This window comes from Methylococcus capsulatus str. Texas = ATCC 19069, assembly GCF_000424685.1.
In the GTDB taxonomy this organism is placed as follows: Bacteria; Pseudomonadota; Gammaproteobacteria; order Methylococcales; family Methylococcaceae; genus Methylococcus; species Methylococcus capsulatus.
Genome location: NZ_KE384224.1, coordinates 1 through 25,988, shown reverse-complemented (window position 1 = coordinate 25,988; position 25,988 = coordinate 1). Strand labels below are relative to the sequence as shown.

Here is a 25,988-nt window from a genome sequence, read left to right as displayed (position 1 = left end):
ACGGCGTGCTCTCGAGTGGAACACGCCGTGCACAGTCCGCCTCAGTCGGCCGTTGGGCCTGAAAGCTGGAAGCCGTCGGACAGCGTCCTCAGAAACGCGACGATGGCATCCTCCTCCTCATCCGACAGCTTCAAATCGCCCGTTTCCGTCCGGTTGACATTGGCTGCCTCTTCCGCCGCCGGCCAGCAGTTGATGCCGGGCTCCGGATGGGAAAGGTGCTCACAGGCGGCCAGCACATCGCGCGTGTTATAGAAGTGAACCACTTCCTTCAGACTCTTGAATGCGCCGTTGTGCATGTATGCCTTCAGGTATGCCAAGGATGGGCGCTTGTCGACATTCCGCAAGGTGGGAACTTTCTGCTTACCTTTGTTATCGGCCGCGTACGGTGCGTACTCCACCCGGCCAGCCAGGAATCCGCCCAGTCCGGGGTCCACCCAGTCCGCGCCTAGCGGATTGAACTCGGCGGGCATCTGATAGAAAGGGTTTTCCGGGTTTCTGGGAACACCGGTGTTGACATAGGTGAAATCGGTGAAAAGGGGAAATTTGCCGGCGTAGCTCATGCCCCTCGTGGAATGGCAATTCGCGCACTTCGCTTTTCCCTCAAACAATGCCATCCCCTTCTTCTCCTGTTTCGTCAACACCGCCCTCCCTCTCAGATATGCATCGTACTTCGAGCTGAATGAACTGACCTCCCTGGAAGCCTCATAGGCGGCAATGGCCAGAGCGATGCGGTCATACGTATCGGATGAATTATCACAGTCCAACGTGCCCGGCCCGAAGGCGCGCGCGAACAGATCGGGATAGCTTGAACCCGTGAGTTGGGCGGCGAAACTGGAAGCCGCCACCTTCCGGCAAACGTCCGCCGCACTGGGATCATTCTGCTCCAAAGGGTTGAGGAATGGTCCCTGGGCCTGATCCGCCGCGGGATTTCCGAGCCTTTCCCCCGTCGCTCTGCCGTCCCAGAAGTTTCCGCCCACGAACTCCCCGTTACCGTCGCGGTGAAATTTCGGGCTGAACGAAGCATAGGCGGCGGTCGGTGGTTTGCGGTTACCGAAGCGTGTTGCAACCGCACCTTCGTAAACACCGCCGTGCAGATTGATGTCCTGGTCCGAACCGGTCCATCCGACCTTGGGATCATGACAGTCCGCGCAGGACTGTCCTGGCGGGGTCGAAAGGCTGGGGTCGAAAAAGAGCGCCTTGCCGAGCAGTTCTCCAGGCGTCAGTGCGGTAGCCGCATGTCCTTCCAGAGTGCCGGCAACCGCAGCCAGTACGAAAACCACGAAGTGACTCGATATTTTCATGAATCTCATGTCGCTGACTCCAATATGACAACACACTATCAGAGATATCCGTCGATTATTTGAATGGCAGGATCAAGACTAGCCCATGTCCAACCGATTTCAACCGAAATAAACAAAAATTCATCCGCCCGTAAATTCCTGTATCTCGTACAGTATGTCGCCATTCGGCAACAAGCGGCCGTCATGAGGCCACGTATAACGAAAAACCGTATTTCACTGCCGTCTTTCCAGACCACGGCTCATGGGTGAGCCGACATCATTATCCGTCTCAAAACTCGTTGATAGGGAATATAATTAAAAGTATGCCCAACAGTGAAACGGCAATGTGAGCATAATTAATCATATTATCGATAACGTTTACCTGAATCCGTGTGCCTTTTGATCCAGGTCGATGCCATACACGGGATGACGGGTACTTTCCCGTTCACCCCTCCTGATCGAGCCCGGTTTTCGGCGGAAGGAACCGGATCGCCCCTCGACCTCAACCGGCGGGTCGATGCCGAGCGGCCACGGTCTGGCATCGGCCGGAGCGGAACGGTGGGAGACACGCCTGCCGAAGCGGGGCGAGATCCGAACGTCCGATCGGGTGAAAGGCTGCGTCGGGATTTGACGCCAGCAGGAGCGGTTTCGGAGCCATCGAGGCGTTCGTCCGGGAGGCGTGGGGGCGGGGGCGGCCGGGGCATTTCAGGCGCCCCTTCCGGCAAGCGGGTGGTCCGGTTGGACCCGACACCGGCGAGCGCGAAGCGGGCTGCGGGCGACCGTGCCATGCCGCAGTGGTAGCATGGGCATTTTGTACCGCCCTTTCCGCTCATGAATCCGCTCAGAAAGCTGGCAGGCCAGACGGCGATCTACGGCCTCAGCACCATCATCGGCCGACTGCTCAATTACTTCCTGGTCCCGCTGTACACCTACCAGTTCGCCGAACCGGGGGAATTCGGCGTCGTCACCGAGCTCTATGCCTATACGTCGTTTCTGAATGTCATCCTGACTTACGGCATGGAGACCGCCCTGTTCAACTTTTCCGCGAAAGCCGACGACAAAGCCACCGTCTATAGCACTGCGCTGCTGTCCGTGCTGCTATCGACGACGCTTTACCTGGCGCTGGCGTTGGGGCAGGCCGACACCCTCGCCGGCCTGCTGCGGCATCCTGACCGTGCCGATTACGTGCGCTGGGTGGCATGGATCATCGCCCTGGACGCACTCGCCGCCCTGCCCTTCGCCAAGCTGCGGGAACAGCAAAAAGCCAAGCGCTTCGCATTGCTCAAGACCACGAACATCCTCGTCACCGTCGCCGCCAATGTCTTCTTCATTGGCCTATGCAAATGGGCGTACGACAGCGGAGCGGCCGGCTGGCTGGCGTGGGCGGCAGAACTCTATGATCCGGCCGTCGGCATCGGCTACGTATTCATCGCCAATCTAATCGCCAGCGGCCTGACCCTGCTGCTGCTGACGCCTGAGCTGGCTGCGGCGAAGCCGCGCTTCGATGTCGCGCTATGGCGACGGATGCTGGCCTATGCCCTGCCGCTGCTGGTCGCCGGCCTCGCCGGCATGGTCAACGAGACCATGGATCGGGTCCTGTTGAAATATCTGTTGCCGCCGGACATCGCCATGGAACAGCTCGGTATCTACGGCGCCTGTTACAAGCTCGCCGTCCTCATGAACCTCTTCATCCAAGCGTTCCGCTATGCGGCCGAGCCTTTTTTCTTTTCGTACTACCGGCAGCGGGAAGCCCGGGAACTCTATGCTCTGGTCATGAACTGGTTCGTCATCGCCTGTTCCTTCATTTTCCTGGGGGTGATGCTCAACCTCGACTGGATCCAGTACTTCGTCGGGGCGAAGTACCGCGCCGGCCTCGGCGTCGTCCCCATCCTGCTGATGGCCAACCTGTGGCTGGGCGTCTTCTTCAATTTTTCCATCTGGTACAAGCTGACCGAGCAGACGCGCTTCGGCACCTACCTGACCGTCTGGGGAGCGGTGGTCACACTGGCGCTCAATATCCATTGGATACCGCGGCTCGGCTACATGGGCGCGGCCTGGGCGACGCTTGCCTGCTACGGCAGCATGGCTTTGCTGTCCTACGTTCTGGGTCGACGCTTTTATCCGGTCCGCTACGATCTGAAACGCATCGTCGGCTACCCCCTGCTCGCTGTGGGCATCTGGCAGCTGACCGAGCGGATGCCCGCCTTGCCGTTCTGGGCCGAATTCAGCTTCGACAATGCCCTCTTGCTCGTGATCTTCGCCCTGGTGGTCGTGCTGGAGCGACACCGGCTCCCCGGGCCGCCCCCCCTCCGCCCATCATGAATTGCATGATTTCCCGTCTCCGCACGTATGGCACCGATATTGCTGGTTTACTGACGACGCCGAGGCCGGCTTTCACCCTCTGCCGTACTGTGTGCGTCCATCATCTCCCATCTTCAAGGACAAGGTTTCCTGACATTCCGTATCGGGAATGTTCAGCCAGGGATGGCACGTTTTTTCACTCCTTTCGGTACCGCCGGCAGCGGGGTCCGGATCGGAATCACGACGCCGGTTTACAGTGCGACGAATCCCGCCCAATAATGTCCTCGGCCCGACACCGGCTCTACGACCACCCATTCCCCGAACAGGCTGACCACTCATGAAGCTGCTGGTTGCGATCGATTTCTCCGAAATCACCGATAAGGTACTGAGTCAGGCCAGGCTCCTGGCCAAGGCGTTATCCGCCGAAATCTGGCTGCTGCACGTTGCTGAACCGGAGCCGGATTTCGTCGGCTACGACGCCGATCCTCTGGTCATGCGCGATCTGGCCGCCGAAACCTACAAAATTTGGCACCGTCGGGTTCAGGAAGCGGCTGAAGCCCTGCGGGAGGAAGGATTCAACTGCACCGGCCTGATGGTCCAGGGTCCGACCGTGGAGACGATTCTCAAGGAAGCCGAACGGCTGCAGGCGGACCTGATCGTGCTCGGCTCCCATGGGAAGGGACTCCTGGCCCGCCTTATCGTCGGGAGCAGTTGTGAAGGGGTCCTGCGCAGGACCTCGGTCCCCGTGCTGGTGGTGCCGGCATGAGGGCAGGCAGCCGTCACGGCGGGGACGCCGTCTTCCGGCCGTCTGCAGCAATGGGTGTGTTCCGTGTCATGCTCCGGGCCGCTGTCGCTGTCACGACGCTACCGGCCTCAGCCATCGAACTCCCCCCGCCGGACCGGCTGGCGGCCGAGACCGGGATGTCGACGCAGACCGTGGAAGTGGTGGAGCCTCACATGTCCCGCCCAGGTCACGAACTCCGGGTCGCCTACCGCGGATTCGAAATGTCGGGATTACTGGACCGGCTCTTCGGCGATCGCTGGAAAGCGACGGGCACCGAAGTGGTGTTTCTCGCCCGCGATGGCTACCGCTCCAGCACCGATTCGCGCCGTTTCGTCCCCGGCTCCGCCTGGCTCGCTTTCGGTCGGGCCGACAGCAAACCGTTTACGGTCGACAATCCAGGCCAGCACGAGACCGGGGTATCGCTAGGGCCGTACTACCTGGTCTGGGACAACCTGCGGGATTCGGCCGCTCGCGCCCAAGGCGCCTATGGCTGGCCCTATCAGGTAGTCCGGATCGACCTGGCCACGCCGGCCGATTACGCCGCGGCGCGTCCGCAGGACAGCGATCCCGTGGCTGTGGAGGGTTTTGAACAGGTCCGGAAGTACTGCCTCACCTGCCACCAGGTGGCCGGCATCGGCGGCGGGAAATTTCCCGGTGACCTGCGTCAAATCGCAGGCCCGCTCAGCGATCGGGCCCTCAAAACCTGGATCACCGAACCTCAGAAAATGCACGCGGGCACGACGATGCCGCCGCTGAACGCGCTGTTGCCCGAAGCCGAGCGTGATCGTGCCGCGGACGCGATCATCCGCTATCTGCGGATGATGCCGGTGAGGGACGGCACGACGCCATGAATCCGATGTCGGCGACAGGAAACCAAACCGGATTCGGAAATACCGCCACCGATTGGGCGTCCGAGGCACCGAACCGGCGGCCCTGGCCGCTCCGAACTGCGAGGTGGCTCTCTTCGGAATCCAGCCCCGCGGTCGTTCGCGTCGTCCGGACCGGCCAGAGCGGAGGAGGGCATTTCTCTCCGTAGACTCCCCCTGCACGGAGCCGCCCGGCACCCAGTGGCGGTTGCCCCAGGCATGGTCGCTTCCGCCGCCATTGGGCTGCAGAGTCCGGCTGGGTGAACACCGTGACCTGCCGTGACGCCCCCTCCCCCGTCTGGGCACGCAGACGGATGAGACGCGTCACCTCCTCGAGCTGGTTGCCGCTGGACGCTCCCCGAAACACCGTCGTCGGTGCCGACAACTTGCCGCCGGATTTCAAGGCGTCCGCCCCACCCGCTGCCGTCGGGAAACAGCGCTTTAGCGGGGCAGCCTGGTGGTCTCCCGCGGGATGGGCACGACCTGCCCGTTCCAGAACCGTCTCGCCAATCGGCGAACGGGGATTATCGGCTCCCCATGGAAGCTTGCGTGCCCCCCGGCAGTCACCTGAATCGGGTCGATCGAAGGGCTACACTACTCGGAGTACATCCTCACGTGGATGGCACAGTGCCGCCTTCCACTGCCGGATTTTTCCGCAGTCGGATGCCGAGCTCGTGCAACTGGGCGTCGTTGACCTGGGCCGGCGCGTCGATCAACGGGCACCAAGCCGACTGGGTCTTGGGGAAGGCCATCACTTCGCGGATGGAAGAAGCCCCGGACATGAGCATGACCAGACGGTCCAGGCCGAAGGCCAAACCACCGTGGGGCGGACAGCCGTAGCGCAAGGCGTTGAGCAGGAAGCCGAACTTCTGCTGCGCCTCCTCCTCACCGATGCCGAGCAGATCGAATACGGTCTGCTGCATCTCGGTACGGTGGATACGCACCGAGCCGCCGCCGATCTCGGTGCCGTTGAGCACCATGTCATAGGCACGGGACAGGGCCCGACCGGGGTTCTGCCTGAGTTGTTCCTCGCTGCACTTGGGCGCGGTGAAGGGATGATGCAGAGCGACCCAGCGGCCGGATTTTTCATCCCATTCGAACATGGGGAAGTCCGTGACCCACAACGGTCGCCAGCCCTTCTCGACCAGCCCGCGGTCCTGGCCCAGCTTGACCCGCAGTGCGCCCATGGATTCGTTGACGATACGGGCCTTGTCGGCGCCGAAGAAGATCAGGTCCCCGGTCTGCGCCTCAGTGCGCTCCAGGATGCCACGAATGGTGGGTTCCGGCATGAACTTTAGGATCGGCGACTGCAGTCCCTCCAATCCGGCCCCCAGGTCGTTCACCTTCACATACGCCAGGCCTTTTGCGCCGTAGATACCGACGAAGCGGGTCAGGTCGTCGATGTCCTTGCGCGAGAGGTCGCCGCCGCCCGGCAGCTTGAGCGCCACCACCCGGCCTTCCGGATCGGCGGCGGGCCCGGCGAACACCTTGAATTCTACCCCGGCCATGAGATCGGCGATGTCCACCAGCTCCAGCGGAATGCGCAAATCCGGCTTGTCTGAGGCATACCGGCGCATGGCCTCGGCATAGGTCATGCGCGGGAACGGATCCGGCAGCTCCTCGTTCAGGGTTTCCCGGAATAAATCGCGGATCATGGCTTCCATCAGCGTCATGATCTGGTCCTCGTTCATGAACGAGGTCTCGATGTCGAGCTGGGTGAATTCCGGCTGGCGGTCGGCGCGCAGGTCCTCGTCGCGGAAGCAGCGCACGACCTGGTAATAGCGGTCCATCCCGGAGATCATCAGCAGCTGTTTGTACAGCTGCGGCGACTGCGGCAGGGCGAAGAACGAATGCGGATGGGTGCGGCTGGGCACGAGGTAGTCGCGCGCGCCTTCCGGCGTGGCCTTGGTGAGGAACGGCGTCTCGATCTCGTAGAAGCCATGATGGTCCAGGAAATTGCGCAGGAAGCGGGTGATGTCACGACGCAGCCGCATGCGCTGCTGCATGACCGGCCGGCGCAGGTCGATGTAGCGGTAGCGCAGCCGCATCTCCTCGTTCACCTCGATGTCGCTTTCGATGGGGAACGGGGGAGTTTCCGATCGATTGAGGATTTCCAGCGAGGTAGCCAACACCTCGACTCTACCGCTCTTGAGGTTGGGATTCTCGGTCCCCTCGGGACGGGCGCGGACCTGACCCACCACACGGATGACGTACTCGCTGCGGACGGTTTCGGCGAGACTGAAGGGCTCGGGGTGGTCTGGATCGAACACGACCTGCACCAGCCCTTCCCGGTCCCGGAGATCGACGAAAATCACTCCCCCGTGGTCACGCCGCCGATGCACCCAGCCGCACAAGCCGACTTCCTGGCCCAGAAGGCTTTCGTTCACTTCCCCGCAACGGTGACTGCGCATGTTCGGACTCTATTGATCGACTGAAAAAAGGTAGAATGTTACGCGCTGGCTTCCCGCCAGCGCAAGCCGATCCTAGGCCACGGGTTTTCCGGACGAAGCGGTACTGTCCGCCTGCTTGCTCTCCGCTTTCGGCGTAGCATCACCGGCCAGATTCTTTTTCTTGTCCTTGCTGCCCTTGAAATCGGTTTCGTACCAGCCGCCGCCCTTGAGCCGGAACCCGGCGGCAGAAACCTGCTTGGCCAGCTCCGGCCGGCCGCAGGCGGGACAGTCCGTCAACGGCGCGTCGCTGATTTTCTGCATGGCCTCCAGGCTGTGGCCGCAGGACCTGCACTGGTATTCGTAGATCGGCATCGGAAAACTCCTCAGTTTGTTGAAGAACCAGAGGCGCATATATGAACGCCGGAATTCTTTATCAAGGCCGGGGCGGCGCAATTTCCGCATTCGGAACCTCTCCGACTATCGCCGCACCGCTCCGGTGCTATGATTCGCCCGGCCTCTTCCCTAACCCGGCCCGCTCCCAGCATGGAGCGGGCGAATGACTTCGAGATCGCATCATGCAATGCAGCACCGCTCCCGATGCCGGCAGCCGGTTCGCCCGGATCGGCATCATCACCATCGCCGCCGTCTATTTTTTGATCATGGTGGGCGGCATCGTCAGAGCCTCCGGTGCCGGCATGGGCTGCCCAGACTGGCCGACCTGCTTCGGCCGGCTGGTGCCGCCGACGGACGAGTCACAGCTCCCGGCCAACTATCACGAAATCTACGCCGAGCGTGGCTATGCCGACACCCGCTTCAATCCTGTCAAGACCTGGACCGAGTACGTCAACCGCCTGGTCGGCGTCAGCATCGGCCTGCTGATCATTGCCACGCTGTACCGCTCCCTGGCCTTCTGGAAAACCGACCGGACCGTGACCTGGCTCGCGCTGACGGTGTTCCTGGCGGTGGGCTTCCAGGGCTGGCTGGGCTCCGCCGTGGTGGCCAGCAATCTGCGCCCCGTCATGATCACGGCCCACATGCTGATGGCATTCGCCATCGTCTGCCTGCTGATCTATGCGGTGACGCGCTCCCAGCGCAGTCGTTTCGCAACACTGGACCTCTCCGGCCTGCCTCCGCGCTTCTGCACCGTGCTGATGGTGGCCATGGGCATGACCCTCCTGCAGATAGCCATGGGCACCCAGATCCGCGAATCGGTGGACGTCATGGCCGCGACCGCCGCGACGGACCGCAGCCTGTGGCGCGAAAACTTCCCGCTCATCTTCTACGTCCATCGCTCCTTCTCCGCCGTGATCCTCGGTGTCAACCTTTGGCTGGCCTGGAAGATGGTCAGATCCTTGCCGGCGGATTCGCTCTATGTCCGCTTCGGAATGGTGCTGGCGGGCCTCGTCGTCGCTGCCATCGCCGCCGGGGTCACCCTGGACCGGTTCGGTCTCCCGGCCATCGCCCAGCCGCTGCACCTCCTGTTGGCGAACCTCATATTCGGGACCCAGTTCTTCCTTTTCGTCGCCGGCCGTTATGCCGGCCGTTGAGGACTGGCGGACGGACAAGGACTTAGCGGCGGCACAGACACCTCCGGATTCTCGCCGCGCAACTGGATCATGATCTCATCCAGCTCCAGCGGCGACTTGTCCCAGACGAACTGTATCCAGACCGTTTCGGCCTGGGTGATCCGGGGCCGGATCTGCGCCCGCACGTTGAGTTTGGACAGGCGGACCACCTCGGTCTCGGCCTCCTCCCGGGTCTTGAAGATACCGAGCGAAATCGTGCCTGCCATCTCGCCCTTGTCGATCAGCCAGACGTCTTTGATGCCTTTGTCCATCAGCATCTTACGATTACCCTTGGCCTCATCCATGTTTTCGGCCTTGGGATAGAGCAGCCAGTAGCCATCGAGCGATTCCGAGGATTCGCTGGTCAGGTTCGCCCGGTCGATCCACTCCTTGACCAGAGCCAGCACCCGCCTTGCTTCGGCCGTCTCGGCGAACGGTCCCATCCGGTAGCAGCCGGCCTCGCCGGCTGGCGGTTCGTTCTCGATCCGGGCGGGCGGGGGAGACTCGGTCGGCGGACTCTGGATTTCGCCGCGGGTGTCTGCAACCTCCGAACGCAACAACAATCTTCCCGAGGCTTCGACAGATTTGACATCGACATGCCGCTTGGTATCGCGATGACCCAGGCTCCAGAAGAAGAAAGACACATTGGCGATGAGGAGAAAATAGAAAAGAAATCTCATGGCATTCGCTCCGCTACGGCATGCAAACCCTCGAGGACGAGGTGAGGCACCAGACGGACCGGGGTCTCGAGGTAAGGTCGGAGCGTTTCGGCATCTCCGCCGGTGAGCAGCAGTTCAGGCTCCGTCGCCAGGAGCCGCGCCGCCCGAGCCTGCGATTCCCGTATCAAGCCCACGGCCGAGTGAAGAATACCGCTGGACAATGCGGATCCGGTGCGGTTGCAGAAAAAGCCGTCGCAGCTTTCAGCCGCCCCGCCCAATGCCTCCAGAGAGGCCAGGGCCGCGCGCATCATCGCCAATCCGGGGCCGATCACGCCGCCCCGATGCCGGCCCTCCGCGTCCAGGAGGTCGATGGTCAAGGCGGTGCCTGCGCTGACGATGCAGCAGGCATCGCGACGCGTCCGCCACGCCCCGATCAGCCCGAGCCAGCGATCGACACCCAATTGGGCCGGGTTTGGATAGGCGTTGACGACTCCCAGGGCCGAAGCCTCGCTGCGTAGGAAACGGACCGGCACATCCCATCGGGCCGATGCCCAGTCCGCGAGCAGCCGGCCCGCCCTCGTGCCAGCAACGTTGGACACCAGCACGGCCTCCGGCCGCGGCAGCGCCGCCATCTGGCTTTCGCACGCTTCTGCCAGGCTGGACGCATCCGTAGCGAACGCACCGCCGAAAGTGTACCGCCCCGGCTCCGAGCGTGCCCATTTCACCCGCGAATTGCCGATGTCGATCAGCAGTTTCACAGCGGCCTCACCCGCACGTCGCCGGATGCGAACTCCCGTACCGGGCCGTCCTCGCATGCCAGCAACAGCAGTCCTTCCCCTGAAACACCGACGATCCGCCCCGTCCACACCCAGTCCCCCTGCTGCACGCTGGCCTGCGCGCCTTCGAAACCGTGGTAGCCGCGCCATTCCTCGAGATACGGCGCCAGCCCGGTGGTTTCGTAATCCGTCAGCAAGGGAGCCAGTTCATTGAGCATCCCGGCGATCAGCCGGTTACGCGATACGGCGGCGCCTCCCGGAATCCGCGCCAGGTCGATCCAGTCCTGGTCGATGGCGACGGCGTGGCTGTCGGGCAGATTCACGTTGAGGCCGATCCCGATCACGACGGCGTACTGGTCATTGGCCTCCCCCCTCACCTCGATCAGAATGCCGCCCAGCTTGCGGCGCGACCACAGGATGTCGTTCGGCCATTTGAGTGCCGCATCGCCGATGCCCTGCGCCCGTAAGGCCCGTACCACGGCCACGCCCACGGCGAGGCTGAGCCCGGAAAATCCCGCCCGCCCGAACCGCCACAGCAGCGAGAGATAGACGTTGCCGGACAGCGGCGACACCCAGGTCCGCCCGATTCTTCCCCTCCCGGCGCTCTGCCGCTCGGCCAGGCAGACGGTGCCGGCCGGCGCGCCTTCGGCCGCCCGCCGCATGAGGTGATCATTGGTGGAATCGAGCTGCTCATGAACTTCGATAAGACCGATGGCTTCCGCTGCCGTACCGGTCAGCGCGCCCGCGATCACCTCCCCGTCCAGGAGTTCCAGCGGATGCGCCAGACGGTAACCCATCCCGGGTACAGCATGCACTTCCACCCCCAGGGCGCGCAGCTCCGCGATGCGCTTCCAGACCCCGGTGCGGCTGCAACCCGCACTCGCCGCGATGGTTTCGCCGGAATGGAAGCCGCCATCGGCCAGCAGCGAGAGCAGGCGGCGGGCAGCCGCGGAAAAACCGGAAGCGGCGCTCACCGCTCGTCCGCCTCCTTATCCAGCGCCTTGAGACGCTCCAGCTTCTCGGCGATCTTGATCTCCATGCCGCGGTTGACCGGGCGGTAGTATTCCCGTCGCTCCAGCCCCTCGGGGAAATAGTTTTCGCCCGGAACGTACGCGTCCGGATAGTCGTGCGCATAGCGGTATCCCTTGCCGTAATCCAGGCCCTTCATCAAGCCCGTCGGGGCATTGCGCAGGTGCAGGGGCACCGGCAGACTGCCCGATCGGGCGGCATCTGCCCGGGCGGCCTTGTAGGCTTCGTAGACCGCATTGCTCTTGGGAGCGACGGCCAAATACACGACGGCCTGCGCCAGGGCCAGCTCCCCCTCCGGGCTGCCCAGACGTTCCTGGGCGTTCCAGGCATTCAGACACAGCTCCAACGCCTTGGGGTCGGCGTTACCGATATCCTCGGATGCGATCCGCACCAGGCGCCGGGCTAGATAAAGCGGATCGCAGCCCCCGTCCAGCATCCGGCACAACCAGTACAGTGCGGCGTCGGGCGAACTGCCGCGCACCGATTTGTGCAGGGCGGAAATCTGGTTGTAGAACTCCTCGCCCTGCTTGTCGAAACGGCGTGTGGTTCCAGACGCGAGGACCTGCCGTGCGACCTCCTCGCTCACCACCGTCTGGCCGGCGTCCAGCAGATCCGCGGTGATTTCCAGGAGATTCAGCAAGCGCCGGGCATCGCCATCGGCGGCACGGACGTAAGCCATGCGCACGGGGTCGGACATGTTCAGGCCGCGCCCGCCCAGGCCGCGTTCAGCGTCCGACAGCGCGCGATCAATGACGCCCAACAGGTCGGCCTCGGTCAGGGCTTTCAGCACATAGACCCTGGCCCGCGACAGCAAGGCGCTGTTGACCTCGAACGAGGGATTTTCGGTGGTGGCGCCGATGAAGCTGACCGTGCCGTCCTCGACATGGGCCAGGAATGCATCCTGCTGCGACTTGTTGAAGCGATGCACCTCGTCGACGAACAGGATGGCACGGCGGCCGGCCGCCTTGAATTGCACAGCCCGAGCCAAGGCTTCGCGGATTTCCTTCACCCCCGACAACACGGCCGAAACCGGCAGAAACTCGGCATCGGCATGGCGGGCGACCAGCCGCGCCAGAGTCGTCTTGCCTGTGCCGGGCGGGCCCCAGAAGATCATCGAATGGAGACGGCCGCGCCGGATCGACTCGTACAGCGGCCGGCCCGGCTCGATGAGGTGGAGCTGGCCGATGTATTCGTCCAGCGTCCGGGGACGCAGACGGTCGGCCAGCGGTTGGGAGAAGTCAGCGGACACCGGCGGCTACTTGTCCTCGAACACATCCACTCCGGCTGGCGGGCTGAACTGGAACAGCTTGGGGTCCAAGGTGATGCCGGTCCGGAGATTGGCGAAATAGATGCGCGTCAACTGGCCGAAATTGTCACTCAGCTCCATACCGGCCAGCTTGTCGCCTTCGAGCCCGATCAGCACGTAGCGGAATCCGCCTTCTTCCGACTTGGGCACCAGCTTGATCCAGTACATGCCCTCCTCGGTCCCCTGGTCCTCGATGGTGAAATTGTCCTCCAGCGCCATTTCGCCGCTCAGCAGCAGGGCCGGCGTCGAACCCACGGCCTGGCCGAGTCTCTTGGCTGTCACCTGTTCCAGGTCGACGTCGTAGAACCAGACCTTGCCACCGCTGGAGACGATTTGCTGCCGGTAGGGCTTGGTGTAATCCCAACGGAACTTGCCGGGCCGCTGCAAATAGAAGGAACCCCCGCTCTCCTGCCGGGGCCGACCGCTTTCGTCGAGCCGGACCTGGGTGAAGTCGGCCTGCAAAGTGCGGGCAGAATCGAGGAAGCTCTTCAGCCGGCTCTGCGGTGTGGTCTCCGCCAGCGAGGCGAACCCCCAGCACAGCAGCGGCAGGACAATCAGGTATCGGAATGCGGGCATGGACTCAGATGGTTTTGGCGAAGGTTTCAGCGTAGCCGATGTAGTCGCGGGGGGCCAGCGCTGCCAGGCGGCTGCGCGCCTCCTCGGGTATCTCCAGGGTCTCTACGAAGGCACGCAGGCCCTCCGCGTCCACCCGCTGGCCGCGGGTCAAGGCCTTGAGCTTCTCGTAGGGCCGTTCCACGCCATAGCGGCGCATCACGGTCTGGATCGCCTCGGCCAGCACTTCCCAGTTGCCGTCGAGATCGGCCTCCAGGACCGGAGGACTCAGCTCCAGCTTGCCCAGGCCTTTCAGAGTGGAACCGAGCGCGATGAGCAGATGGGCGAGGCCGACGCCGAGATTGCGCAGCACCGTGGAGTCGGTTAGATCGCGCTGCCAGCGGGAAATCGGCAGCTTTTCGGCGAAATGCGAGAACAGCGCGTTGGCGATACCGAGGTTGCCTTCCGAGTTCTCGAAATCGATCGGGTTGACCTTGTGCGGCATGGTGGAAGAGCCGACTTCGCCGGCCACGGTCTTCTGCCGGAAAAAACCCAGCGAGATGTAGCCCCAGACGTCGCGGTCGAAGTCGATCAGCACGGTGCCGAAACGGCTGTAGGCATGGCACAGCTCGGCCAGATAATCGTGTGGCTCGATCTGTATGGTATAAGGGTTCCAGGCCAGCCCCAGCGACTCGACGAAACCTTGTGCCAGTTTGGGCCAATCGACTTCGGGGTAGGCGACCGCATGGGCGTTGAAATTGCCGACCGCACCGTTGATCTTGCCCATCAGGGCCACCGCCGCTACTTGCTCGCGTTGGCGAGCCAGCCGGGCGGCAAAGTTGGCGAACTCCTTCCCGACCGTGGTGGGCGTCGCCGGCTGGCCGTGAGTGCGCGAAAGCATCGGCTGGCCGGCATAGACATGCGCCCGCTCCCGCACCGCCTCGATCAACTCGTCCATCGCCGGCAGCAGGACCGTGTCACGCGCCTCCTTCACCATCAGCCCATAGGCGAGATTGTTGATGTCTTCAGAGGTGCAGGCGAAATGGATGAACTCGGCGATCCGCTCCAGTTCGGGGCAGCCCTGGATCCTCTCCTTCAGGAAATATTCGACCGCCTTGACGTCGTGGTTGGTGGTCCGCTCGATGGTCTTGACCCGTTCGGCATGCTCTTCGCCGAATTCGTCCACGATCCGGTTCAGACGATCGCGCGCTTCGCCACTCAAAGGGGGAACCTCGGTGATCGTGGGCTCGGCCGCCAGCGCCTCCAGCCAGCGCAATTCGACCAGGATCCGGAACCGGATGAGGCCGTATTCGCTGAAGGTGTTGCGGAGGGCGTCGGCCTTGCCGGCGTAACGGCCGTCTACTGGCGACAATGCCTTGATGGAGTTCATGGTTTTCCTGATGTCTTGAGTGTTACGCGGCATCGGCCCGAGAGTCCGCATTAAAGGTTAAGTCGATGACACCGCCGCCGAGGCAGCAATCGTCCTGGTAAAACACGACCGACTGGCCGGGAGTGACGGCACGCTGGGGCTGGGCGAACACGACCTCCAACCGGTCTTCGCCGATCAGACGGATGCGGCAGTCCTGGTCCCTCTGGCGGTAGCGGGTCTTGGCCGCACAGCGCAGTATCTCGCCGGGCGCGGGACCAGCACCGTCGACCCAATGAAGCCGGCTGGCCAGCAGCCCGTCCCGGTAGAGAAGGGGGTGATCGTGGCCCTGGCCCACCACCAGCACGTTTCTGGCCAGATCCTTGTCCAACACATACCAAGGCTCCTGGCCGCCTGCCCTCGTACCGCCGATGCCGAGTCCGGAACGCTGGCCCAGCGTGTAGTACATCAGGCCATCGTGCCGGCCGAGGAGCACGCCCTCCGGCGTGCGGATGTCCCCCGGCCGGGCCGGCAGATAACGCGCGAGGAAGTCCTTGAAGCGTCGTTCGCCGATGAAACAGATGCCGGTGCTGTCCTTCTTGGCGTCATTGGCAAAACCGGCACCGGCGGCCAATGCGCGCACCTCGGTCTTGCGCAGCCCGCCCAGGGGAAACAGAGTGCGGGCGAGTTGCTCCTGCTGCAGGGTATAAAGGAAATAGCTCTGATCCTTACCGGCATCACATCCCTTGAGGAGCTGCAACCGACCCTCTTCCTCCGCCACCCGGGCATAATGCCCCATGGCGATGAGGTCGGCGCCCAGGTCTTCTGCGTAGTCGAGGAAGGCTCTGAACTTGATCTGCTTGTTGCAGAGGATGTCGGGATTCGGCGTCCGCCCGGCCCGGTATTCGCTCAGGAACACCTCGAACACCTCATCCCAGTATTCCGCCGCAAAGTTTACCGTGTGCAGTTCGACTCCTAGACGCTCGCACACCTGCTTGGCATCGGCGAAATCCTGCGCCGCGGTACAGTACTCGGTGCCATCGTCCTCCTCCCAGTTCTTCATGAACAGTCCGCTGACCCGGTAACCCTGGCGGAGCAGCAGCAAGGCGGTGACCGACGAATCCACCCCTCCCGACATCCCGACAACCACATGCGGCTTCATATCCACCTCAGCCGAGCACGGGCTTCAAGAGGCTGAGCGGATGGCGTTCGCCCCGCAAGTAGTCCTCCACCGTCCGCAGCACCAGGGGGCTGCGATGGCGGCTTCGTTCGCGCAGCAACTCATCCCGGCTCAACCAGAGCGCCCGCTCGATGCCCTCGTCCAGCCTGACCTCACCTTCGGGGGCTTCGGCCCGCCCGCTGATGGCGATGCGCAGGAAACTCCTGCCGGATTCCAAGTGACGCCACAAATAAATGCCGGTCACCGCCTCCGGCACCAGACGCCAGCCGGTCTCCTCCAACGTCTCGCGGACTGCGGCATCGACCACCGACTCGGCCGCTTCGACGTGACCCGCCGGCTGGTTGATGACGAGTTCGGAGGATACGCCGGCGCGCTCCTCGACGCAGAGGAAACGGCCATCCCTTTCAATGACAGCGGCTACCGTGACCCGGGGTCGGCCGTCCGACGGGGTTTCCAATTTTTGCATACTGTTTTCAACGGGGAGCGAATTGAGTTGTCAATTCGCGTGTGTTATTAAGCCTTAAAGACGCGGGGCTCGCCTGCAAAGTTCGTGATGAGTCGTGGGAGCTGCGGGAATGCCGCTGAACCTGAGCAATCTGGGCATACCGGTCAAGTTGTTATTTTCCGGTTATTTGATCGTCGTCGCAATCGGCTACGGCTTGGCGATGGTGCAGATCCTGTTCACGCATGGCATGGCCGATGGCAAGTTCGGACTTTCGATAGAGGATATCGTCTACAGCTATTACGGCAATCGTTCGGGCTCGGTGCTGGAGGCCAAGCTCAACGGTTCGATGAAGGCCAATGCACCGGACGAGGCACGGTTTCAGATCATCCAATGGGTTCGGGACGGTGCCGATGAAAGCACCTATACCCGGCAGATCAGGCCGCTGTTCGAAGCGCATTGCACCGGCTGCCACAATGGCGACAGCGGATTGCCGGACTTCACCCGCTATGAGAGCATCAAGACACGGGCGCAATCGGACGAGGGCGCGACGTTTTCGTCGCTGACACGCGTCTCGCATATCCACATGTTCGGCATCGCCTTCATTTTCATGTTCGTAGGCATGATTTTTGCCTTATCATCTGGAGTGCCTTGCAAGCTCAAGTGCTCGGCCATCCTGATGCCGTATATTTTCCTGCTGCTGGACATTGCCTCCTGGTGGCTGACGAAACTCGACCGCCATTTCGCCCTTCTGGTCGTCATGGGCGGCGGCGGCCTCGCCATGGCTTTCGTGTTCATGTGGGTGGTGTCGATGTACGAAATGTGGATACTGCCGCGGCAGCTGCCCTGTGTGGACCGGCGTGACGCCCTCCGGCGCTGCTGATGCCGTCCACTGGCTTGATCTCGGCAAATCGAGGCCCATATTCCTAGTACAACCATTTTGGGAACGACGCACAGATGTCTCAGGAATCGGATCACGGCTCCGGCGACGGTTTGGCCCTCCAGGAGGCCCAGCCCAAGGTCAAGCGTCCACCGCTGTACAAAGTCATGCTGTTGAATGATGATTTCACTCCGATGGAATTCGTCGTTCATGTGCTGATGCTGTTTTTCGGCATGAACGAAGAGAAAGCGACGCAGGTGATGCTGCATGTGCATACGCGGGGCGTCGGAGTGTGTGGGGTCTTCTCCAAAGACGTGGCGGAAACCAAGGTGCAACAGGTGAATGCCCATGCCCGTCAGAACCAGCATCCACTCCTCTGCACCATGGAAGAAGCCTAACTTTATTACCAGTCTCGAGCAGGTTCCACTATGTTGAGTAAAGAACTCGAACAATCATTGAATGCGGCCTTCCGTACCGCCTACGAGAAACGCCATGAGTTCATCACCGTGGAGCACCTGCTGCTGGCCATGCTCGACAACGGCGCCGCCATCGAAGTCCTGCGTGCCTGCGGTGGCAATCTCGACCTGCTCCGCAACGAACTGAACGAATTCCTGGATGAAACCACGCCGCTGATCCCTGCCGGCGTCAAGCGTGATACCCAGCCGACGCTGGGTTTCCAGCGGGTGCTCCAGCGCGCGGCCTTTCACGTGCAGTCGTCGGGGAAAAAAGAGGTTACCGGAGCGAACGTCCTGGTCGCCATCTTCAGCGAGCAGGACTCGCATGCGGTCTATCTGTTGCACAAGCAGGACATCACCCGCCTCGACGTGGTGAACTTCATTTCCCACGGCATCTCCAAAGTGCGGGACGAGGCTGATGGCACTGCCAGGGGCTCGGCTCCCGAATCCGACGACGCTGAAAGCGGGAGCAGCGCCAACCCGCTCGAAAAGTTCGCCACCAATCTCAACGAATCCGCCCGGCGCGGAAAAATCGACCCGCTGATCGGCCGCAAGGACGAACTGGAGCGCACCGTCCAGGTGCTGTGTCGCCGAAGGAAGAATAATCCGTTGTTCGTCGGCGAAGCCGGGGTGGGTAAAACCGCCATCGCCGAAGGTCTGGCGAAGAAAATCGTTGAAAACGACGTACCGGAAGTGCTCAAGGACAGCACGATCTATTCACTGGATCTCGGCAGTCTGGTGGCGGGAACCAAGTACCGCGGTGATTTCGAGAAGCGTCTGAAGTCGCTCCTGGCGCAGCTCAAGAAGGAGCCGAATGCCATCCTCTTCATCGACGAGATTCACACCATCATCGGCGCTGGCTCCGCCTCGGGCGGGGTGATGGATGCATCCAATCTGATCAAACCGGTCCTGGCCTCAGGCGAGTTGCGCTGCATCGGTTCGACGACCTACCAGGAATACCGCGGCATCTTCGAAAAGGACCGCGCGCTGGCCCGCCGCTTCCAGAAAATCGATATTCCCGAACCCTCGGTCGAAGAAACCTACCAGATTCTCAAAGGACTGAAGACCCGTTTCGAACAGCACCATGACGTCAAATATTCCCTCGCTGCGCTGCGCACTGCGGTGGAGCTGTCGGACCGGTACATCAACGACCGTCATCTCCCCGACAAAGCCATCGACGTCATCGACGAGGCGGGAGCGAATCAGCGCCTGCTGCCACCGTCGCGCCGCAAGAAGACCATCGGCACCGTGGACATCGAGGACATCGTTTCGAAGATCGCGCGGATTCCCGCCAAAACCGTTTCCGCCAACGACAAGGAGAAATTGCGCGACCTGGAATCCAATCTGAAGATGCTGGTCTTCGGTCAGGATGAAGCCATAGCCGCACTGTCGTCGGCGATCAAATTGTCCCGCGCAGGTCTGCGCGACGGTCAGAAACCCATAGGCTCATTTCTTTTTGCCGGCCCCACTGGCGTAGGCAAAACGGAAGTGACACGCCAGCTCGCCCGCATGCTCGGTGTCGAGCTGATCCGTTTCGACATGTCCGAATACATGGAGCGGCACACGGTGTCCCGGCTTATCGGAGCGCCGCCGGGCTATGTCGGATTCGACCAGGGAGGTCTTCTGACCGAAGCCATCAACAAACATCCGCATGCCGTGCTGCTGCTCGACGAAATCGAAAAAGCGCACCCGGACGTCTTCAATCTGCTGTTACAAGTGATGGATCACGGCACTCTGACGGACAACAACGGGCGCAAGGCCGACTTCCGTAACATCATCCTGGTCATGACCACCAATGCCGGGGCTTTCGAGGGTGCCCGCCCGTCGATAGGTTTCACTCCGCAAGACCACTCCACCGATAGCTTGAAAGCGATCGAACGCACCTTCTCGCCCGAGTTCCGGAACCGCCTCGACGCGATCATCCAGTTCAACCCGCTCAGCCCGGAAACGATCGGGCATGTGGTGGACAAATTCATCTTCGAACTCGAGGCGCAGTTGGCCGAGAAGCAGGTATCCCTGGTCATCGAGCCGGACGCACGGGCATGGCTGGCCGAGCACGGTTTCGACTCGAAGATGGGGGCGCGTCCGATGGCGCGCGTGATTCAGGAAAACATCAAGAAGCCGCTGGCCGAGGAAATCTTGTTCGGCCGCCTCGCGCATGGTGGCACGGTGCGTGTCGGCGCTTCCTCCGGCGGACTGACATTTACCTACGAAACCCGCCAAAAAGCCGCCGAGCCCGTATGACACGGGGTGCCATCAGCGATGGCGGAAGGTGATGCGAGCCTTGCTCAGGTCGTAAGGCGTGAGTTCAACCTTGACCCGGTCGCCGGTCAGAATTCGGATATAGTTTTTCCGCATCTTGCCGGAAATATGGGCGATCACCACATGCCCATTATCGAGCTGAACACGGAACGTCGTGTTGGGCAAGGTTTCGATGACCTTACCTTCCATTTCGATATGATCTTCTTTTGACATCTGTTCACAGGGTAAAAAATTTACCAAATTATAGCACGCTCGACCTCAGCGGCTCATCCACTTGGAACCTGCGCCAGCGGTTCGCGATGAGCGCTTCCAGGGGCCTGTATCTCGCTTTGTATTCCATCTTACGGCAACCGCCTATCCAATACCCCAGATAAAGCCACTCCCGTCCCAGTCGCCTAGCCTCCAATATCTGCCACAAAATGGCCAATGAGCCTGGACTTCGCTCTGCGGCGTCGGGATCGAAAAAGGTGTATACCGCAGACAGAGCTCCCGGCACATGGTCTACAACCGCCACGCCAATCAGTTCCGAATATGAACGGAACTCCACGAAACGGGTCTGCGCCCAGGAGCTGGACACGAACGACCAGTAATCATCGCGAGAGACCGGTGTGTCGGTGGGGTGCCGTGCCGCCAGATAGCGGACATAGAGTTGAAACTGGCGCTCGTCGAAGCGAGCGACGGACACCCGTATGTCGATGTCTGCATTCCGCTTGAGCACACGCCGATGACTGCGAGTCAAAAGAAAATCGTGCACGGGAAGACGCACCGGTAAGCAGGCGCTGCAGCCGATGCAGCACGGCCGGTACACCCAGTTTCCGCTGCGCCGGAACCCCTCTTCCAACAGCCCACGATAGCTTTGGGGGGAAAGTGGGTAAGCCGGTGAAACATAGGTAAAGCGTGCGTCCCGCCCGGGCAGATAGCCGCATGGATGGTTCGGCCCCATCCAATGTGCCATTCGCTCCAGGATCAAAGAAAGTCTCCCGGCGCATGTTTCCATGCCTCAGGATCAACGGACGTTTCCGAATATTCGGACACCAAGGCCTGAAATTCGCTGCGTGGAATGGTGGATGCTCCCAGACTGACGAGATGGGAACTATAGACCTGACAATCGATCATCCGGTAACCCCAATGTGACAAGCACCCCACTGCAAACGCCAACGCCGCCTTCGAGGCATCCGTCACCCGGTGGAACATCGACTCTCCGTAAAATATCCGCCCCATCGCCACACCGTACAGCCCCCCCACCAGGGCGCCGTCCTGCCAGGCCTCGAAAGAATGCGCAAAACCGGCATGATGGAAAGCAAGGTACGCCGACTGCATGTCTGCAGTCAGCCAAGTCCCTTCCGATTTTTCACGCCGCTCGGCACAAGCCGTGATCACCGCCCTGAAAGCCCGATCGAAGCTGAATCGAAATAGCCGCCGGCGTAACGTTTTCCGCAGACTCCGCGAAATCCGCAGCTTTTCCGGAAACAGCACCAACCGGGGATCGGGCGACCACCACAAGATCGGATCGCCCTCGCCATACCAGGGAAATATTCCGCGCCGGTAAGCCCGTTCCAGACGAGCAACGCTCAACGAACCACCGACTGCAAGAAGACCGTTCGGCTCCTTCAGGGCGGCATCGGGAGGAGGGAACGCCTGCCGTTCGTCGTTGGGGTCGATGAGAGTCAGCATTCGGATTCCTGCTTGAATGGCAGTCGGCTTTCGAGCTCCCGCATATAGGCTTCCACATGCAGACGCTCTGCTTCGACATGACGTGATATCGCCCCGCGCAGACGTGGATCGGCAATCCAATGAGCCGACCAGGTCGCAGTAGGCACGAAACCGCGGCTGACCTTATGCTCACCTTGGGCACCAGGCTGAAAGCAACGAAGCCCCCGCTCCAGACAAAACTCCAGACCCTGATAGTAGCAAATCTCAAAATGGAGCGAACGCACCTCTTCCACGGCCCCCCAATAGCGGCCGTACAAAGTGTCTTCGCCCACGAGAAAGAAACCGGCGGCGATCAACTCGGACTTCCGCCTGGCGACAACGAGCAGGATCTGTTCGCCCATGGTTTCGCCGACGCGACGAAAAAAGGCCGCACTCAATGCAGGATAGTTGCCATGCTTATCGAATGTGCGCCGGTACAGGGCATGGAACCGGTTCCACGTCTCCGCATCGACTTCGTTGCCGGCGAGCCTTTGGACTTCTATTCCGGCTTCGGAAACCTGACGCCGCTCGCGTTTGAGCTCCTTTCGTCGTTTCGCATTGAAACGGTCCAGAAAATCCGCGAAGTCTCTGTAACCGGCGTTATGCCAATGGAACTGGCATCCCAGGCGGCGAACGAGCATCGGCGCTTCGAGCAGAACCGGATCGGTACAGAACAACCAATGCATGGACGACACCCCCGCCGATTTCCCGGCCTCAATGGCGCAGTCCAGCATGAGCTCCCGTGCAGCATATGGGATCTCCGGAGGAACCAACAGACGCCGGCCCGTGACGGGCGTGAAGGGCGAGGCGATCACCCACTTCGGATAATAAGCCAGACCGACCCGCGAATGCGCTTCGGCCCACGCCCAGTCGAACACGAATTCCCCGAAAGAATTGGTCTTGAGGTAGGCAGGCATGGCTCCGAACGGCTCAGCCTTCCGGTCCGCAGCGAACAAGAGGTGCATAGGGATCCAGCCGACGGCTTCACCCAGGCACGCCGTCTCCTCCAACGCCACCAGAAACGCATGGCTCAGGGGAGCGTCGGGACTGCCGAATGAGCCCCACCACGCCGCCGGCACATCCGCCAGTCTCGAATGTACGCGTAGGCTGAGTTCAGCGCTCATCGGGCGTCCTGGATCCTCAAGCAAACCTGTCCCTCACATCTCGGATCGTGAAATAATACTATGATCCAAAGTCCCTTAACGCATTCAAAATGGCACAATATATTTACACCATGAACCGGGTTTCCAAGATCGTGGCCCCCAAACGGACGATCCTGGAAAACATCTCGCTCTCCTTCTTCCCAGGCGCCAAGATCGGTGTGCTCGGCCTCAACGGCGCGGGCAAGTCCACTCTCCTTCGAATCATGGCAGGCGTTGACAAGGAATACGACGGAGAAGCGCGGCCCCAACCCGGAATCAAGATCGGCTACCTGGCACAAGAGCCGCAACTGGATCCGACCAAAACGGTGCGGGGAAACGTCGAGGACGGTGTCGCTGAGACCAAAGCCCTCCTCGACCGTTTCAACGAAGTCAGCAACGCCTTCGCCGACCCAGACGCGGATTTCGACAAACTCCTTGCCGAACAGGCCGAACTCCAAGAAAAGATCGACGCGGCCGGTGCTTGGGAACTGGACCGGAAACTGGAAATCGCCGCCGATGCCTTGAGACTCCCGGACTGGGATGCCGACGTCACCCGACTGTCAGGCGGCGAACGCCGCCGCGTAGCCCTGTGCCGCCTCCTCCTGTCCAACCCAGACATGTTGCTGCTCGACGAGCCGACCAACCATCTCGATGCGGAGTCCGTGGCCTGGCTGGAAAGGTTCCTCCAGGACTATCCGGGAACGGTCGTCGCCGTCACCCACGATCGCTATTTCCTGGACAATGTCGCCGGGTGGATTCTCGAGCTCGACAGAGGCCGCGGAATTCCCTGGGAAGGCAATTACTCCTCGTGGCTGGAGCAGAAGGAAGCTCGGCTGGAGATGGAAGAAAAGCAGGAAACCGCCCGCATGAAAGCCATGAAGGCGGAACTTGAATGGGTGAGATCCAACCCGAAAGGCCGGCACGCCAAGAGCAAGGCGCGCCTGGCCAGGTTCGAGGAACTGAGCCAGAACGATGTCCAAAAACGGAACGAAACCAAGGAAATCTACATTCCGCCAGGCCCGCGGCTGGGCGATCTGGTTGTCGAATTCGACGGGGTCAGCAAGGGATTCGGGGACCGTATTCTGGTCGAAAACCTCAGTTTCCGGCTGCCACCGGGGGGCATCGTCGGAGTGATCGGCCCCAACGGCGCCGGTAAAACCACGCTGTTCCGCATGATTGCCGGCCTGGAAGTGCCGGATCAGGGCTCGATCCGTATCGGACCTACCGTCAAACTGGCCTATGTCGAACAGTTCCGCGAACATATGGATGACGGCAAGACCGTTTGGGAAGAAATCTCCGACGGTCTGGACATGATCACCGTCGGAAACTATCAGACCCCCTCGCGAGCCTACGTTGGACGCTTCAACTTCAGGGGTTCGGATCAGCAGAAACGCATCGGTGAACTTTCCGGCGGTGAACGCAACCGGGTCCATCTCGCCAAACTGCTTCGCAGCGGAGGCAACGTCCTTCTGCTCGATGAACCCACCAACGACCTCGATGTCGAAACGCTCCGCGCTCTGGAAGACGCCCTGCTGGATTTTCCTGGCTGCGCGGTGGTGATCTCTCACGACCGCTGGTTCCTGGACCGCATAGCCACCCACATCCTGGCATTCGAAGGCGAAAGCGAAGTGGTATGGTTCGAAGGCAATTACGCCGATTACGAGGCCGACCGTCGCCGCCGGCTGGGTGATGAAGTAGATACCCCGCACCGGATCAAATACAAACGGATCGAGGCATGAATCATCGCCCATGACACCGGAGCAGACCGACCTCTTGCTGGCTACCGTTCAAAGGCTGGCGGACGCCTTGGAACGCTTGACGCCACCGACTCCTTCCTCCGTCGACTGGACGTACAAGGCCTATCGTTGGCGGGGACGAGATTCCAAGTCGCCTTTGATGCCCGTGCGGCGACCACACGATATCGGCCTTTGTGACCTTTTGTGCATCGATCGCCAGAAGACAGCACTGGAGCGCAACACCCGTCAGTTCCTCAAGGGTTTACCCGCCAACAATGCGCTGCTTTGGGGCCCGAAAGGGACAGGAAAATCCTCCCTCGTCAAGGCACTGCTCCACGATTATGCCGAATCCGGACTCCGCCTCGTCGAAGTGGAAAAAAACCATCTTACGGAATTGCCGGACATCATCGAATACATCCACGACCGTCCGGAGCGGTTCATCCTGTTTTTCGACGATCTGTCCTTCGAAAGCGAAGAACCCGGCTACAAGGATCTGAAATCAGCGCTCGACGGTTCCACGAGTGTCTTGAGTGCCAATCTGGTGATCTACGCCACATCCAATCGCCGGCACTTGTTACCGGAGTACATGGCGGACAATCGCGAAACGCGGTACACGGAGACTGAAATCCATTTTTCCGACTCGGTCGAGGAAAAGACATCGCTTTCCGAGCGATTTGGCCTCTGGCTGGCATTCCATCCATTCTCCCAGGATGATTATCTGGCAATGGTCGAATACTGGCTGGCGAAGCTGGGAACCCTCGACCTGAAATGCCATTGGAATGATATCCGGACAGAAGCACTACGCTGGGCGCTCGCCCGTGGCTCGCGTAGCGGACGGGTCGCATGGCAATTCGCACGCGAGTGGAATGGTCGGGCAGCTCTGCCACCCTGACCGGCTGTTGCGGCTGCCCACTCGGAACAAAACCAGACCAGAATAAAAACCCCCCGACCGTTGCCGGCCGGGGGTTTTGGCGTTGACCGCCGGCAGGGGAGCCCCGAAGGACTCCCCCAGGCGATTACATGAACGACGGGATCAGCGGTGCGTCGATCTGGACGACCTGGCGGTTGCCAGTGGCGTCGAAGAAGAACAGTAGACCGGCGAAACGGCTGTCCGGATCGTAGATGATGTCGGACAGACGGTACACTTCCCACGCCGCGTCGGACGCCGTCACGTCGACCGTGCGGGTCTCACCCGGAGCCAGCGGGCTGTTGTCGCTGACGCTCAGGCCGTCTTCGGCCAGCAGGTCTTCCGGATAGCCGGTGGTGTCCTTGTACACGTCGGAATCCAGGAAACGCACCGAGGCGGTGTAGAACTCACCCAGCCG

The 25,988-nt window shown here is 61.5% G+C and carries 25 protein-coding genes; 9 read left to right on the top strand and 16 right to left on the bottom strand.

Annotated elements, in window-relative coordinates; all coding sequences use genetic code 11:
* Positions 1-41 precede the first annotated feature (41 nt).
* Entirely contained in the window at positions 42-1,310 is a 1,269-nt protein-coding gene (locus H156_RS0111600) for a cytochrome-c peroxidase (protein ID WP_017364544.1), read from the bottom strand.
* 801 nt (positions 1,311-2,111) lie between these two features.
* On the opposite strand from H156_RS0111600, the gene H156_RS0111595 reads away from it, so the two are divergent.
* From H156_RS0111595 to H156_RS0111580, 3 genes are all read left to right on the top strand, one after another.
* Positions 2,112-3,602, top strand: coding sequence for an oligosaccharide flippase family protein (locus H156_RS0111595; RefSeq protein ID WP_017364545.1), 1,491 nt, complete (start codon positions 2,112-2,114; stop codon positions 3,600-3,602).
* Between the two features lie 316 nt (positions 3,603-3,918).
* Positions 3,919-4,347 carry a universal stress protein gene (locus H156_RS0111585; RefSeq protein ID WP_010961027.1) on the top strand — a complete coding sequence of 143 codons (429 nt, stop codon included), beginning with the start codon at positions 3,919-3,921 and terminating at the stop codon, positions 4,345-4,347.
* Between the two features lie 68 nt (positions 4,348-4,415).
* Complete coding sequence (locus H156_RS0111580) at positions 4,416-5,216, top strand: c-type cytochrome (RefSeq protein ID WP_238536806.1); 801 nt, start codon at positions 4,416-4,418, stop codon at positions 5,214-5,216.
* Between the two features lie 626 nt (positions 5,217-5,842).
* Here the strand turns inward: H156_RS0111580 and aspS are convergent.
* Together aspS and H156_RS0111570 are read right to left on the bottom strand one after the other, a co-directional pair.
* Positions 5,843-7,642 (bottom strand): aspartate--tRNA ligase, encoded by a 1,800-nt coding sequence (aspS, locus tag H156_RS0111575; protein ID WP_017364547.1) that lies wholly within the window; start codon positions 7,640-7,642, stop codon positions 5,843-5,845.
* Between the two features lie 72 nt (positions 7,643-7,714).
* Complete coding sequence (locus H156_RS0111570; protein ID WP_010961030.1) at positions 7,715-7,993, bottom strand: FmdB family zinc ribbon protein; 279 nt, start codon at positions 7,991-7,993, stop codon at positions 7,715-7,717.
* A gap of 203 nt (positions 7,994-8,196) precedes the next feature.
* Between H156_RS0111570 and H156_RS0111565 the strand changes: the two genes are divergently transcribed.
* Positions 8,197-9,168, top strand: coding sequence for a COX15/CtaA family protein (locus H156_RS0111565; protein WP_017364549.1), 972 nt, complete (start codon positions 8,197-8,199; stop codon positions 9,166-9,168).
* Here the strand turns inward: H156_RS0111565 and H156_RS0111560 are convergent.
* The 8 genes from H156_RS0111560 to H156_RS0111525 are packed head-to-tail and all read right to left on the bottom strand — an operon-like array spanning position 9,153 to position 16,520.
* Entirely contained in the window at positions 9,153-9,866 is a 714-nt protein-coding gene (locus H156_RS0111560) for a hypothetical protein (RefSeq protein ID WP_017364550.1), read from the bottom strand. The two genes, H156_RS0111565 and H156_RS0111560, sit on opposite strands and share 16 nt — an antisense overlap.
* Positions 9,863-10,603 carry a type III pantothenate kinase gene (locus tag H156_RS0111555; RefSeq protein WP_017364551.1) on the bottom strand — a complete coding sequence of 247 codons (741 nt, stop codon included), beginning with the start codon at positions 10,601-10,603 and terminating at the stop codon, positions 9,863-9,865. The genes H156_RS0111560 and H156_RS0111555 overlap by 4 nt, the downstream gene beginning before the upstream one ends.
* Positions 10,600-11,595 (bottom strand): biotin--[acetyl-CoA-carboxylase] ligase, encoded by a 996-nt coding sequence (locus tag H156_RS0111550; protein WP_017364552.1) that lies wholly within the window; start codon positions 11,593-11,595, stop codon positions 10,600-10,602. Before H156_RS0111550 ends, H156_RS0111555 begins: the two co-directional genes overlap by 4 nt.
* Positions 11,592-12,899 (bottom strand): replication-associated recombination protein A, encoded by a 1,308-nt coding sequence (locus H156_RS0111545; RefSeq protein WP_010961035.1) that lies wholly within the window; start codon positions 12,897-12,899, stop codon positions 11,592-11,594. The genes H156_RS0111550 and H156_RS0111545 overlap by 4 nt, the downstream gene beginning before the upstream one ends.
* Before the next feature lie 6 nt (positions 12,900-12,905).
* Positions 12,906-13,532, bottom strand: coding sequence for an outer membrane lipoprotein periplasmic chaperone LolA (gene lolA / locus H156_RS0111540; RefSeq protein WP_017364553.1), 627 nt, complete (start codon positions 13,530-13,532; stop codon positions 12,906-12,908).
* Positions 13,533-13,536: 4 nt separating this feature from the next.
* Positions 13,537-14,898 (bottom strand): adenylosuccinate lyase, encoded by a 1,362-nt coding sequence (gene purB / locus H156_RS0111535; protein WP_017364554.1) that lies wholly within the window; start codon positions 14,896-14,898, stop codon positions 13,537-13,539.
* A gap of 22 nt (positions 14,899-14,920) precedes the next feature.
* Positions 14,921-16,036 (bottom strand): tRNA 2-thiouridine(34) synthase MnmA, encoded by a 1,116-nt coding sequence (gene mnmA, locus H156_RS0111530; RefSeq protein WP_017364555.1) that lies wholly within the window; start codon positions 16,034-16,036, stop codon positions 14,921-14,923.
* A 7-nt stretch (positions 16,037-16,043) separates the two neighbouring features.
* A complete protein-coding gene (locus H156_RS0111525) occupies positions 16,044-16,520 on the bottom strand; it encodes an NUDIX hydrolase (protein WP_017364556.1) in 477 nt (158 codons plus the stop codon).
* 109 nt (positions 16,521-16,629) lie between these two features.
* Between H156_RS0111525 and H156_RS0111520 the strand changes: the two genes are divergently transcribed.
* From H156_RS0111520 to clpA, 3 genes are all read left to right on the top strand, one after another.
* Complete coding sequence (locus H156_RS0111520; RefSeq protein WP_010961040.1) at positions 16,630-17,379, top strand: hypothetical protein; 750 nt, start codon at positions 16,630-16,632, stop codon at positions 17,377-17,379.
* A gap of 74 nt (positions 17,380-17,453) precedes the next feature.
* Positions 17,454-17,774 (top strand): ATP-dependent Clp protease adapter ClpS, encoded by a 321-nt coding sequence (gene clpS, locus H156_RS0111515; protein WP_010961041.1) that lies wholly within the window; start codon positions 17,454-17,456, stop codon positions 17,772-17,774.
* 30 nt (positions 17,775-17,804) lie between these two features.
* A complete protein-coding gene (clpA, locus tag H156_RS0111510) occupies positions 17,805-20,075 on the top strand; it encodes an ATP-dependent Clp protease ATP-binding subunit ClpA (protein WP_010961042.1) in 2,271 nt (756 codons plus the stop codon).
* A 12-nt stretch (positions 20,076-20,087) separates the two neighbouring features.
* Here clpA and infA read toward each other — a convergent pair whose 3' ends face one another.
* The 4 genes from infA to H156_RS0111490 are packed head-to-tail and all read right to left on the bottom strand — an operon-like array spanning position 20,088 to position 22,909.
* On the bottom strand, positions 20,088-20,306 hold the full coding sequence (gene infA / locus H156_RS0111505; RefSeq protein WP_010961043.1) for a translation initiation factor IF-1: 219 nt from the start codon (positions 20,304-20,306) through the stop codon (positions 20,088-20,090).
* Positions 20,307-20,334: 28 nt separating this feature from the next.
* A complete protein-coding gene (locus H156_RS16100) occupies positions 20,335-21,048 on the bottom strand; it encodes an arginyltransferase (RefSeq protein ID WP_026045842.1) in 714 nt (237 codons plus the stop codon).
* A gap of 11 nt (positions 21,049-21,059) precedes the next feature.
* Positions 21,060-21,767, bottom strand: a complete 708-nt coding sequence (gene aat, locus H156_RS0111495) for a leucyl/phenylalanyl-tRNA--protein transferase (RefSeq protein ID WP_010961045.1) — start codon at positions 21,765-21,767, stop codon at positions 21,060-21,062.
* Entirely contained in the window at positions 21,761-22,909 is a 1,149-nt protein-coding gene (locus H156_RS0111490) for a GNAT family N-acetyltransferase (protein ID WP_026045769.1), read from the bottom strand. The genes aat and H156_RS0111490 overlap by 7 nt, the downstream gene beginning before the upstream one ends.
* Before the next feature lie 89 nt (positions 22,910-22,998).
* On the opposite strand from H156_RS0111490, the gene ettA reads away from it, so the two are divergent.
* Both ettA and H156_RS0111480 read left to right on the top strand, forming a co-directional pair.
* Positions 22,999-24,666, top strand: coding sequence for an energy-dependent translational throttle protein EttA (gene ettA / locus H156_RS0111485; protein ID WP_010961047.1), 1,668 nt, complete (start codon positions 22,999-23,001; stop codon positions 24,664-24,666).
* A 10-nt stretch (positions 24,667-24,676) separates the two neighbouring features.
* Positions 24,677-25,555, top strand: coding sequence for an ATP-binding protein (locus H156_RS0111480; RefSeq protein WP_050998137.1), 879 nt, complete (start codon positions 24,677-24,679; stop codon positions 25,553-25,555).
* A 124-nt stretch (positions 25,556-25,679) separates the two neighbouring features.
* Here the strand turns inward: H156_RS0111480 and H156_RS16095 are convergent.
* On the bottom strand, positions 25,680-25,988 hold a 309-nt coding region (locus tag H156_RS16095), incomplete at its 5' end, for a methane monooxygenase/ammonia monooxygenase subunit B (RefSeq protein WP_026597613.1).